Consider the following 12,291-nt stretch of genomic DNA (forward strand, 5'->3'; position numbering starts at 1 on the left):
AGCGGTACCCAGGGATCAAGCTTGTTGGGGCCGCGACCCAAGTGGCGGAGGTTCCTCCTCGGCGGAGATTTCTTCCACATCGTCCACCAAGGGATCCGCTCCCAACGCGATCTCCTCCTCAGAGATCATCGTCATGATGATGAGGAGCATGATGGTGTAGGGGTTCAGCGAACCCACGAGCCAGGATTCGTACGTGATGGAGAACAGGGTGGCGAACATCACCGCGATGGCCATGCCCGTGAGCTTGCTGGCCTTGATGAAGAGCAGGATGAAACTGCGGAAGAAGATGATGATGCCGATGAGGCCCACATTGAACCACATGCTCAAATAGCTGTTGTGCACCCCACCCTGGTGGCCCATCTTCTCCAAATAGCTGTATCGGCTGCGCATAACGAATTCATCGTTGGCCCAGCCCCCCCCGAAGAAATAGTAGGGCTGGAGTTTGCGCCAGGCGAACTCCCAGGCGAAATAGCGGCCACTACCTTCTTCCAAGGTCTGCAGGCGGAAATACTTCTCCAGACCCAGCGAGGTGATGATGGCCCCGAGATTGGAGGTCACCACCTCCACCACGCCCACTGAGGCGATCAGCACCACAAAACCCAGGAAGGGCGAGTATGCGAAGAAGCGCGATATCACCAGGAAGATGGCCACCGCCGCCAGCGATGCCCTTGAACCACTCAGGATGAGGCTGTAGATGATCACCCCATAGATGATGATCTTCTCGGTGGTGGAGAACAGGTCCCGTCGGATGTGCGTGACCGTGGCCATGAGCATGAAGGACAGGAAACAGAAGATGGCCACGCCGTTGGGATTGCCGAACAGCCCATGGAAACGTCCGGCCACATAAGCGAGCCTGAAATCCACGTAGCGCAGCAGGATGCCGATCGCGAGCAGCGTCACCGCCAGGAAGACCAGGTTGCGGAAGAAGCTCCAGCCCTGTGAACGGAAGTTGTACATCACGTAGTTGGGCACGATCAGGAACATCAGGGCGTAGGAGATGGTCTTCTGCACCGAAGTGATGAGCGTGCTGGAAAAGACCAAAGGCAGGAAACTGAAAATGAAGAAGGGCAGGAAGATGGGGAACACGCGCGGATGCGGCCTGAAATCCTCACGACGCATCAGGAAGAACGCGAGCAGCAGCAACACGCAGACGTTCTTCACGCTCTTGAAGACCAGCATGCCGTGGATATCCTTCCGCATATCCGACAGCACCAGGATCACCAACATGCCCATGAGGAGCTCGGGCCAGGCCTCGGCGCGGCGGAGCAGAATGAAGGTGAGCGGTATGATCGCAAACGCCAGCGGCCCCAGGAAGATGGAGGAGCCCACCCAGATGGCCGCCATTATCAGCAGCTGTCTTTCATCGCGGATGAACTCGAGCATCTCCTAGCCGTTGGACCCTGCATAGCCGCGCATACCGTCACGCACGGCCCGTTCACGCGCCTTCACAAAAGTGCGCAGTTCGTCCACATGGGTGTGCCATGTTTCGACGCTGGCGGGCTTGCGCCACCGGGCCGTGTGCCACCGCATCTCAGGGGCCATGCGCCCGGCGAAGTGGTCCACCATCGCCAGCATGTTCTCCTTGGACAATGGCCCTTCCAGCAGCCGCTCCACGTGCCATTGGAAGCGCTCCCGTATGAAGGGATCACGCATCGCGCCGGTCCACAGGGCGGGCAGGGCGAATGCGCGCTGGTCCAATTGATGGAACAGCGGCGCGTTCGCCGGGGCGGTGGCCCCCATGGACAGGTCCATGTCGTTCAGGATGAACCGCCAACGACCATCGGCCCTGCCCATTCCTGGCCCGCCGGCATGTCGCCACGCACGCACGTTGCGCAGGGGCCAATCGCGCTGGCCGGTGATGATGCAGGCCGCCATGTAGGCCAGGAAGCTCTCCACATCCATCAACTCATTCAGCGCCTTGTACAGCGCTCCGGCGGAACGCGATGGACCCTTGGCGGTCTCCACCAACGCCTTGAAGCGGGCCACCTCTTCGGGGTCCCCATGGATGACGCCCAATTCCACCTCCACCATGCGCACCTTCTTCGCCTTCAGCCCGTGGCGGCGCGCGATTTCCTTCTCGTCGACACGTTGGCGGAGGTGGTGGATGCCCCAATAGCAACCGTTGATGTAGAGCACGGCCGTGCTGGCGCGCGATACCTCGAAGTCCTCCCCGGCACAGAGCTCATTCACCACCGCATCGCGCATCAGGGCCTTGATGCCGTCGTTGCCGCCGGGGCGCAGGACAAGTGCCATGGCACCGGCCGGCTCCCCATCGCCGAACAATGGCGCGCGCAAGGGTCCAGCGAACACGAGCCGCAATGCACGCAACGGGAAGCCCCGGGTCATGTTGCCGTGGATGCGCACCCCCACCGGTCCTTGGTGGATCTCGCCGCCATCCGCACCGATGAACTGGACCAAGGCTCGCCGTTCCCAGGCTTTTCCGCGCCCTGAATAGTTGCCGGGATACTTCCACCAGCGTCCATCCTCCTTGTAGAGTGCGAGTTGGGGGCGGTGCGGAGCAAGCATGGCATTGCCCGGCACATAGATGCCCGTGTCAGGATCGAACAAGGCACCTTCAGGCATCACCAGCGAAACCACAGGCAATACCCCATGATCGGCGAAGACCGTGGTGCGGAGCCTGACCGGTCCCCGGCGGCCAAGGTCATCCTCTTCGGCCACGCGCACCACATGGGCCAAGGGCAGGCCGGGCAGTGGCCTGTTCCATTGCACGGCCGTGGGGGTGGCCAGCATTCGATCGGCGCGGCGGCGGTCGGGGTGTGGCACCAGGGAAAGCCGCGTGGAACGCATGTCGCGCAGTGGCGCATCGGGTCCTTCCGCCAGCCACAGGGCTCGCCCGCCGGTGCCTTGGATGCGGATGGTATCGCCTTCCTTCAAGTGGGCCGTTGGCGGGGTGATCACAGGCACTGGTCCATCACCGCGTTCGGTCACCACCCTCTCCGATCGTCCGGCCCAGGCCGCGAGCATACCGCTGGCCAGCACGGCGAGCAGCAGGCCAGCGAGGTCGGCTCGTTGCGGCGAGGACATGCTCAGTTCGCCGGGCGGGCCCAACGCATCAGCACGATGAACGGGATGCCCAGTGCCATCGCCCCGATGGCCGATCCCGCACCACAAGCGGCACCCAAGAGCAGGGCACCAAGCAGTGGCAGGCGGTCGATCGTGGTGCGCTGTTCTCCGCGCGCCACCAGCACCACCGCCAGGAAGGCCACGGCCATGGGCAGATTGGTGCGCACGAACACCACGGCCAGGGCGCCCAAGGCGGCCCACACGGCCAGAACGCGCGATTCCGCCGCCGTGCCACGCGTTCCCGCACGGCCCAGCAGATACCCGAGCAATGCGGCCACGAGCAAAGCGAATACGGCGTTGACCAACTGATGGGGCGCGAAGAAGCCCAGATGGTCCATCAACATGCCTTTGATGTTCATGCGTCGATCATATGCCTGCGAATGTAGCCCGCCGCCCCACTTCGCTCGCGGGTATCTTTCCCGCCCCATGAAGCTTGTCTACCACGAGGGCCGCAACTTCGGCGACGCGCTCAACCCCTTGGTCTTCCGCGCGCTTTTCCCGGATCTCTTCGATGAGGACGAGCGGGTGCTCTTCATCGGGATCGGCTCTGTGATCGGCCTCAAGCATGGTGGCCCGTCCACGGAGCGGCGCATCTATTTCTCCAGTGGTTTCGCCGCCGGCGATCCACGCACATATGGCACCCTGCCCCGCCTCGGCCCCCTGGATGATGTGGTCTGCGTACGCGGCCCACTGACCGCGGAGGCACTGGGGCTCCCGCCTGCCAGGGCGATCGCCGACGGCGCGATACTTTACCCCCATTTGTTCGCTGTACGGCCCAAGCCACGCCCCGGCACCGTGGCCTATGTGCCGCACGCAGGCAGCTTCGCCTTCTTCCAAGGCTGGCGAGAGCTGCTGGCCGAGGCGGGGATCGAGCTGATCGATCCGCGAGAGCCGCCACAAGACGTGATCGCACATATCGCCGGAGTGGAACTGCTCATCGCCGAAGCCATGCACGGCGCCATCCTCGCCGACGCCATCGGCATACCCTGGATCCCCGTGGCCGCCTACGGCACGATCAACGCCTTCAAATGGAGCGACTTCACGGCCTCCATGGGTCTGACATATGCGCCCGTGCATCTGCCCTCCCTCCACGACCGCGACTTCATCGGGCCGGTGATCAGAGCGCGACTTGGCCGCCTTGGGTTGGCCGCGCTGCATGGCCCGGCGACCGATCTGCACGGCTGGCTCATGGGCGCTCCAGCACGTAGACGGTTGCTGCGCGGTTTGATGGCCTTGAAGAAAGATACCGGCCTGCTGAGCGATCGTGGTCTGTTGGCCCAGCGCGTGGATGCTCTGCTGGAGCGCGCGGAATACGTGCGTCGCACCTACGGTCGCCGGTAGCCCAGCGCTTCGTCATACAGCGCTTCCAGCCGCCTGGCGCTTGCCTGCGGATCATGCATGGCGGTGATGCGCGCCAAGGCTCTCGCTGCTTTCGGCGCGATGGAACCCGGTGAAAGGAGGATGCCACCGATCACTTCCACCAGCGCATCATCCAGGTGCTTGGAGAAGACCTTGCGCGCCTCCACGGTGCGGATCCTGGCGAAGCCCAGGTCATCCTGTGCCACGGGGATGACCCACCCCTGCGTATCATCATTGATCTCGGGCATGGCGCGTATGTCGGTGGTCACCACCGGGCAACCACAGGCCTGGGCCTCCAGCACGGCATAGCCATAGGTCTCCGCCCAGGTGGGCAACAGGCCCACATGGGACCGCAGGAAAAGGTCAAGAACACCCTGGTTGGTCAGGCCGCGATGCAATGTGACATGGTCCCCCAACCGGCTGATGACCGCCATGGCCTTGTTCCGGTCCTCTTCCGTGGAATGTGTGGCGTGGTCGCCGGTCTCCATGGCCGACACGATGTTCAACTTCCAGTCGCGCAGGCCACGCTGGTGCAGCGCTTCAAAGGCCTGCAATATTTCCATGCCGCCCTTGCGGAAGAAATGCGCCCCCACGAAAGTGAAGACCACACCCTGCCCTATCGGCGGCTTCGCATGGCCCGGTGGCATCACCACCCGCTGGGGCGGATGCATCACCATGATCTTGGGCAACAGCGCATCCGCAAGATCCGGGACCTTCTCCGTGACATAGGCGCGCTGGATGGCGGCGGTGCGTTCGCTCAGTGCGATGAGCCGCTGGCAGGCCGGCCGCGACATCAGTTCCATGCCCCGGCGGACCGTGGCATCGGGCACATGGCCCCAGCGTGGCAGCCTGGTCTCGAAGGTGGTGAACCAGGGTTTGCGGCCATACGACAGGGCGTTGAAGAAATGGTACAGTGCGCAGGATGACAGATCCAGGTCGCGGAAGGAATTCAGATGCCGGTCCGGGATCCGGCCGGTGGCGCGGTGGGCCAACCAGGTGAAGACCCTGTGGACATCTGTGCGTTTGCGCACCGCGTAGCGTTCCAAGGGCAGACCGGCGAAGTTGCGCACCTCGGGATAGCCCAAGGCATTGGTGCCCACAATGATCGGTCCTGTTCTATCCGGCATGCCCGGCGGCAAACCTAATCCCACAGGTGCGTGTCACTATTTTCGCACCCCATGTTCCGAGTCGCGCTGCCGCCGATCCTGGCCCTGCTCTCCATCGGCTTGTCGGCACAACCGATGGGGCTGGCGGGAGGCGCACTGATCGTGGGCGAGGATACGCGCGTCACCTTGGACGGTCCGATCACCTGGAGCATCGGAACCGGTGCGCAATTGATCAATGACGGACTGATCGACCTGGGTTTGCAGGCCACCTTGGCCGAAGCCGAGGGATCCCCGATCACAGGGCTTGGAATGGAACGCGCCGAACGGGTGTTCTCCACCCCTTTCCCTTTCACCGATCCCGGTGGCTTGGGCCTGACCATGGCCTGCCTGCAAGCCGTGGGGCCGCTGGTATTGTACCGTGGCCATCAACCCATCGTGGTGGATGATGAGAATGAGAGCATCGCACGCTGGTACAGCATCGATGCGGCCCCGCAGACCGGCGCTTTCCTGGATCTCTATCTCAACTACGACCCAAGCGAGTTGAATGGACTCGATCCATCGACCCTGATGTTGCATGGCAGCATCGGCACCGATGGGCCATGGAGTCAATTGGGCGGCGGCCCTGTGGCGCAGCCCAACACGGTGGCGGCCTGGTACTACTCCCCTTGGGACATCGTCACCGCTTTCCACTTCGACCTGGTGACCATCACGCCCGATGGACCGGAACAAGCCGGGCCGCGCATTTGGCCCACGCTCGCGGATGACCATGTGAACGTGGAGTTTTCGGGGGAGGAGATACGAGGCCTTGATGTTCTCGATGCAGCGGGCCGCATCGTTGCCGATCGGCCGGCCCTGTCGCCGGGCGCCACCCGCATGGTGCTGCCGGTGGCGCATTTGACCCCTGGCGCCTACACGCTGCGCATCAACGGACGACACACCGCACGTTTCGTGAAACGATGAGCCGCCATTGGACATATCTGGCCCTGATCGCCTCCATCGCCACACAGGCGCAATGGGATGTACCGGTGCGGTTGGTGCTCGAAGGTCCGGAGGCCGGCGACAGGCAGGTGACCGGCCTGGCGGATCCGCAGCAGCGCGATGCCGCGGTAAGCCTGGAAGCCGCAAGGGTGAATGTGCTGACCCATGCGTCAGGTACAGGGAGTACCGGGATCACTGCCCAGCTTCCCGTGACGCCGGATACTTACGTGAACGGCATGGTGATCACCCTTGTGCCGGACACCGCCAACGTCGCGGGTGCCACGCTGGACCTCAATGGTCTTGGTGCCGTTCCCATCCTGCGCCGCAACGGCCAGCAAGTGCAGGCCGGTGATCTGTGGGCCGGTGCACCCGTACGGCTCGCATTCAGTGATGGTGCCTTTCGCATCATCTCCGATATGCCCACGCCATGCCCGCCAGCCTTTTCCGTGGGTGGAACGCACTACTGCATCGCGGACACCTCCCAAGCCCCGGTCCCCTTTCTGCAGGCCAATCTCATTTGCGACCAGCAGGGCGCCCGCCTCTGCACCTTTTGGGAGTGGGTGAACCGTTGTCTGGCCGACCCGCAATTCTTCAACAGCGTGCCTGATTTCGAATGGGTGGACCATGCCTCCAACAGTGGTGACCAGGCCAAACGCCTGGGCTATGGCAGCAATGGCGTGAACGCCGATCCCGGGCAGGGCTGCAACTACGGCGGCACCCAGGTACACACCAACCCCAGCCGATTCCGATGCTGCAAGGACCGCTGAGGCATATCGCGATCTTGCCAGGCCTGTCGTTGGCCTTCGCCCTGCAGGCGCAGGTGGCCGTGGACGTGCCCCTGCGATTCACAGGGGGTGGATCGGATCGAAGTATCGACACGCTTGCCGCCCCGGTGGGGCAGACCTCCGCGATCACCGTGATGCATGCGGCCACCGGTGCCTCGAACTGGGGCACGGCCACGCTGCAAGGGCAGGTCCTGCAACTGACCACAACACCTTCCGGCGGTCCGCTGCGCGAGGGGCTCCTGCTTCGTTTCCTGGCCCCGGCCAATGCCCATGGCATCCTGTCCATCAACCTCGATGGGGCCGGGGCCATACCCTTGCGCCGGCCCGATGGGCTGTGGCCCGCGAAAGGCCAGATCGTACAAGGTGCGGTGGTGGAGGTGGTCTATGAGAACGAAGGGTTCGTCCTGCTCGCACCGGTATCGACAGGCTGCCCGCCAGGCACGGTGCAGGTCACAGGGGGGTTCTGCATCGACACCTCCGATGCACCGGGATTCAATTTCTATACGGCCACCGAATACTGCGCAAGGACCGGCGGCAGGCTTTGCAAATGGGACGAGTACTATGCCGCTTGCATGATGGTACAGGGGCAGTTGAGCGGGCTGTTCAATGGCTGGGAATGGATCGACGACACTTCGGACCACTCCCAGACCGCGGACCAATGCGGCAACAACACCTGCGAAAGCCAGCGCTCGACCGGGCCCATGACCAACTCCCAAGTGCGTTGCTGTTACACCCTGCGATGAGGACGATCGGGCATATCCTGCTTGCGGCCGGGCTGCTCGGATGCGGCACCGCTTGCGCCCAAGTGCGCGTGGACCGTGCCGTCACCCTGACCGGGACGCTCACTGAAGATCGCCAGGTTCTGGGACTGCCTGCCAGCACCTCACCCTGGCGCGTGTTGAGCGCCGCCACGGAACAGGATGGAACGCACCGCTTCGCCGATCCGGTAGCGGGTGCCGTGTGGCAGGCCGAAGTGCCCTCCCTGCCCGAAGGACCTGTGGTGGGCACCCAGCTCATCATCCGGGCACCCGGGCCATTGAAGACCCAGGTGCAACTGCAGGTGAACGGCCTTGGCCCCTTCCCACTCACGTTGCAGGGTCAGGTTCCCTTCACGGGTGAAGCGCTCAGTGAAGGCGAACCGCTCTCCCTGGTGTTCGATGGGACCGGATTCCAAGTGCTGAATGGCACCTTACGAACGCTACGAGCTTGCCCGGACGACATGGTGGCGGTGAACGACGCGTACTGCATCGACCAGGTGCAACATGCGACGGCCTTCTGGTACGATGCGGTGCTCGCCTGCGCCAGCGAAGGCAAGCGTTTGTGCTCCTGGGGCGAATTCTACGTGGCCTGCACCTATCGCGAAGAGTTGGGCGTGCCCGATCTCTTCGGCGATTCGGAATGGACCAACAACACGGCGAACTTCTCCAATGTGGTGCGCGTGGTGGGTGCCTTTTGCCAAGGCGCGGGAGCAGCCACCACCACGTCGACACCCCGCGCCTATCACTGCTGTCTCACCCGTTGACCGAGGACATCCGCTCGAACAGGCGGATGAACTCTCCGGTGACACGCGGCCAGGTGAATCGCTCATCCACCCGCCGGCGCGACGCAAGGCCCATCGCCGTGATCGCTTGTGGAGGCAGCGCGATCAACTCCACCACGGCGGTGTATAGCGCCTCCGCATCGCCTGGCGGCAGCAGCCTTCCGTTCGCGGCGTCGACCAGTTCCGCGGTGGCGCCCACATCGCTCACCAGCACCGGCTTGCCACGCGCCATGGCTTCCAGCACCACGGTGGGCATCCCCTCGAAACGCGTGGGCAGCACGAGGATATCGCTGGAGCGATAGAGCATGTCGAGCGCATCATCGTCCACACGCCCAAGCAAACGCACGTTGGCCGGTGGGCTTGAGCGCCTGTAATGCTCCAGCAGGGGGCCGTCGCCACAGAGTGAGAAATGCACACGGCCGGACTGCGCACCCGCATCAAGCCTGCGCGCCACCTCCATCAATACGTCAATGCCCTTGTTGAAGGCGAAGCGGCCCACGAAGAGCAGTTCCAACGGTCGGTTCCCATCCCATGTGGGAACGGGCGCGTCGGTCGGCATTTCCACCGCGTTGGGCAGCACGTGCACCACGCATCCGGAGCCGATGACCTGCTTCTCCAAGATGCGGGTGAGTCCACCCCCGAGCGAGACGCAACCGCGCGCATGGCGCAGGATGTGACGCAGCACCAGGCGGAAAGGAAGTCCCATGGCCCGCTCCCGGAAGGTGATCCCCTGGAACATCTCCAATCCATGTGGATGCACCAGGAGCTTTGATGAGAAGCGGCCGATGTCCTTCCACACGCAGAAGCCCTGGGACAGGATCACATCGGGTGCGATGCCATCCAGGGCTTCCGCCACCCTGCCGCTGTATCGCCAGAGTTCACGCAGATAGAGCCGGTCGGTGCGGATGGGGCCGATGCGCACCTCCTGGATGCCGAGGGCCTCGTCGAACACCCGCAAGGCATGCGGATGCAGCACGGTGAGCCGCACCTTGCCCGAAAGGGCGAGATGCTCGGCCAGCAGGCGCGAATGGCGTTGCATGCCACCCATCGCATGGGGAAAGACACCGTCCGTGCATAGCGCCACATGGATCATCGTCGCACCGCGTGTGTCATTCGCCCATCGGGGCCTGTGCCCATCCGGGCCGGTCGTTCAGTGTAATTCGATCTCCTCGCGGAGCAAGGTGGCCACGCCTTCGTCAATGCCCCACTGCGGCTCCCAACCGGTCGCGCTCTTCAGCTTGGTCACATCGGCCAGCAAATGCATGCGTTCCACCTTCCGCACCCGCGCGGGGTCCACCTCGATGGTCAGGGCCTCTCCCAGTTGACGTTCGAAGGCGGCCACGATCTCTCGCACACTGTACTCGATACCCCGACCGATGTTGAATACTTCACAGCCCTTGATGCCGGCCGCCAGCAGGGCGGTCATCGCGCGCGCCATGTCGCCGGTATGGATGAAATCGCGCTTGGGGTCGAGGTTGCCCAGGCGCAGGGTACGCGATCCGGAAAGCACCTGCCGCTGGATCTCCGGGATCAGGTGAGGATTGGTCTCGTTGGGTCCGAAGGCATTGAAGAAGCGGCCGATGACCACCGGTGTGCCCGTACGCAGGTGGAACTCACTGGCGATCTTCTCGGTGGCGAGCTTGGTGGTGCCGTAGATGTCCAGTGGTCCCGTGGGATGATGCTCCGAGATGGGTCCGTCCACGATCGGATAGACCGCCGCCGTGCTGGCCACGAAGACCTGCCGCACCCCGGGAATGTCAGCGCAGGCACCGAGGACATTGATGGTACCATTGATGTTGATGTCGGCGGCTTCCACAGGATGCGTGTTGCACCACGGAATGAAGTGGACCGCCGCCAGGTGGAGCACCACTTCGGGCCGCTCGCGGCGAAAGACCTCAAGAAGAGCCGCGCGATCACGGATGTCCACCTGGTGGAAACGTTCATCGGGCACCGGGGCCAGATGCCTGCGGCCGAAGGATAGGTCGTCTACCACGGACACGTCGTGGCCGTCCTCCAACATTTTCTTCGCCAAGGCCGAACCGATGAATCCCGCGCCACCGGTGATGAGCACCCTTGCAGACATGGCGCGAAAGTAGGCCATGCCCACAGAGCGAACGGACGCTTTGTGCCCCGGATACCTTTGCGCGCCATGCCGGGGGAACACCTGCTGATCATCTGCCACACTTTTCCGCCGTTGCCGGGCATCGGTGGCAGGCGCTGGGCCAAGTTCGCCAAGGCCCTCGCGCAACGTGGCCACACGGTGCATGTGGTGCACGCCGAAGCGCTCGCGGGGCAGGCCGGATCACCATGGACAGCTGATGTCCGCCATCCCGCGATCCACACCTATGCCCTGCCCCGCCGATATCCCGCAGTGGTGCATCGCTGGCCCATGCGCGGCCTGGCGGACAAGATCGCCTACCGCATCTGGATGCGGCTGCTTCCGCTGGTGACGAAGGGCAATGCGTTGGACGCGACCGTCTTCTGGCGGGACCAGGTCCTTCGCACCGCAGGGCGCATCATCCGCGCACATGGCATCCGGCATGTGATCGTCAGCGGTGCACCGTTCCGTCTTCTGCACCATGGGCTGGCCTTGAAAGCAGCGCATCCCGGCGTGGTGCTCACCTCCGACCTGCGCGATCCCTGGACCTGGTGGGACAACTACGGGCATGCCCACCTTCCGCCGCGCCGCTTCGCCCAGGAGCAGGCCATGGAGAAGGCCGTGATGCTCGGCAGCGACCACATCACCAGTCCGCACCTGCCCGTGCTGGAGCACATCCGTGCGCACTATCCCGCGGCCGCCCACAAATGCATGCACGTGCCGCACGCCATCGACCCGGACGACCTGCAGGCCCCGCCCCTGCCCCGCGAGCCGGGCAGCTACCGGCTGGTGTACGCGGGCACCATGTATGGCGCGCAGGAGGCCGGGGACTACTTCAGGGCCTTGATCGAGGCTTTCCAACGGTTGGAGGCCCTTGCCCCGCAGCAGGCGGAGCGCACCTCCTTCCATCTGCACATCAGCGCCAACGACGCCACCGGGCCCATGCGCATGGTGCGCGAAGCCGGACTGGAGCGCCGCATCGTGTTCGAGCCGCCGTGCGCGCCGCAGGAGGTCTTCCGCAGGATCGCGTCGGCGGACGCGGCATTGGTCTTCATTCCATCGAAGAACAAGGACCTCATCGGCACCAAGTTCCAGGAGTACTTCCATATGCGCGTGCCTGTGATCCATGTGGGGGAACCCGGTGCGGTCTCCCGCATGATCGAAGAGAACCGGCTGGGACGATCCATGCGCGTGCGAGAACTTCCCGCGGAACTGCCCCTGATCGTGACCGGCGCGCGACCGCTGGAGATCGATCGCGGCTACGACACCTCCCACTTCCTGCTGCCCCAGGTGACGGCCCGTTTCGCGGACGCCATCGGGCTTGGGAAGGATGCTCTGTAG

Annotated in this window: 12 protein-coding genes; 6 read left to right on the forward strand and 6 right to left on the reverse strand. The window is 63.9% G+C overall.

All coding sequences use genetic code 11. The features are described 5' to 3' along the window. Positions 1-15: 15 nt before the first annotated feature. The 3 genes from KIT10_06265 to KIT10_06275 are packed head-to-tail and all read right to left on the reverse strand — an operon-like array spanning position 16 to position 3,443. Positions 16-1,383 carry an O-antigen ligase family protein gene (locus KIT10_06265; protein ID MCW5898856.1) on the reverse strand — a complete coding sequence of 456 codons (1,368 nt, stop codon included), beginning with the start codon at positions 1,381-1,383 and terminating at the stop codon, positions 16-18. Positions 1,384-1,386: 3 nt separating this feature from the next. Then, positions 1,387-3,045, reverse strand: a complete 1,659-nt coding sequence (locus KIT10_06270; GenBank protein ID MCW5898857.1) for a CotH kinase family protein — start codon at positions 3,043-3,045, stop codon at positions 1,387-1,389. 2 nt (positions 3,046-3,047) lie between these two features. After that, a complete protein-coding gene (locus KIT10_06275) occupies positions 3,048-3,443 on the reverse strand; it encodes a hypothetical protein (GenBank protein ID MCW5898858.1) in 396 nt (131 codons plus the stop codon). 67 nt (positions 3,444-3,510) lie between these two features. On the opposite strand from KIT10_06275, the gene KIT10_06280 reads away from it, so the two are divergent. Then, complete coding sequence (locus tag KIT10_06280) at positions 3,511-4,425, forward strand: polysaccharide pyruvyl transferase family protein (protein ID MCW5898859.1); 915 nt, start codon at positions 3,511-3,513, stop codon at positions 4,423-4,425. Here KIT10_06280 and KIT10_06285 read toward each other — a convergent pair. Continuing rightward, positions 4,410-5,570 carry a glycosyltransferase family 4 protein gene (locus KIT10_06285; GenBank protein MCW5898860.1) on the reverse strand — a complete coding sequence of 387 codons (1,161 nt, stop codon included), beginning with the start codon at positions 5,568-5,570 and terminating at the stop codon, positions 4,410-4,412. The genes KIT10_06280 and KIT10_06285 overlap by 16 nt on opposite strands. Positions 5,571-5,621: 51 nt before the next feature. On the opposite strand from KIT10_06285, the gene KIT10_06290 reads away from it, so the two are divergent. Genes KIT10_06290 through KIT10_06305 form a run of 4 tightly spaced genes read left to right on the forward strand, consistent with a single transcriptional unit; the run spans position 5,622 to position 8,834 of the window. Then, positions 5,622-6,509 carry a hypothetical protein gene (locus KIT10_06290; protein ID MCW5898861.1) on the forward strand — a complete coding sequence of 296 codons (888 nt, stop codon included), beginning with the start codon at positions 5,622-5,624 and terminating at the stop codon, positions 6,507-6,509. Continuing rightward, positions 6,506-7,294 (forward strand): hypothetical protein, encoded by a 789-nt coding sequence (locus tag KIT10_06295; GenBank protein ID MCW5898862.1) that lies wholly within the window; start codon positions 6,506-6,508, stop codon positions 7,292-7,294. Before KIT10_06290 ends, KIT10_06295 begins: the two co-directional genes overlap by 4 nt. Positions 7,295-7,323: 29 nt before the next feature. Further along, on the forward strand, positions 7,324-8,055 hold the full coding sequence (locus KIT10_06300) for a hypothetical protein (GenBank protein ID MCW5898863.1): 732 nt from the start codon (positions 7,324-7,326) through the stop codon (positions 8,053-8,055). Continuing rightward, on the forward strand, positions 8,052-8,834 hold the full coding sequence (locus KIT10_06305) for a hypothetical protein (protein ID MCW5898864.1): 783 nt from the start codon (positions 8,052-8,054) through the stop codon (positions 8,832-8,834). The genes KIT10_06300 and KIT10_06305 overlap by 4 nt, the downstream gene beginning before the upstream one ends. On the opposite strand, the gene KIT10_06310 is transcribed toward KIT10_06305, so the two are convergent. Beyond that, positions 8,824-9,891, reverse strand: coding sequence for a glycosyltransferase family 4 protein (locus KIT10_06310; protein ID MCW5898865.1), 1,068 nt, complete (start codon positions 9,889-9,891; stop codon positions 8,824-8,826). The two genes, KIT10_06305 and KIT10_06310, sit on opposite strands and share 11 nt — an antisense overlap. 111 nt (positions 9,892-10,002) lie before the next feature. Further along, entirely contained in the window at positions 10,003-10,935 is a 933-nt protein-coding gene (locus KIT10_06315; protein MCW5898866.1) for an NAD-dependent epimerase/dehydratase family protein, read from the reverse strand. A gap of 66 nt (positions 10,936-11,001) precedes the next feature. Between KIT10_06315 and KIT10_06320 the strand changes: the two genes are divergently transcribed. Beyond that, on the forward strand, positions 11,002-12,291 hold the full coding sequence (locus KIT10_06320) for a hypothetical protein (GenBank protein ID MCW5898867.1): 1,290 nt from the start codon (positions 11,002-11,004) through the stop codon (positions 12,289-12,291).

It is taken from the genome of Flavobacteriales bacterium (genome assembly GCA_026129465.1).
Taxonomy (GTDB): domain Bacteria; phylum Bacteroidota; class Bacteroidia; order Flavobacteriales_F; family PHOS-HE28; genus PHOS-HE28.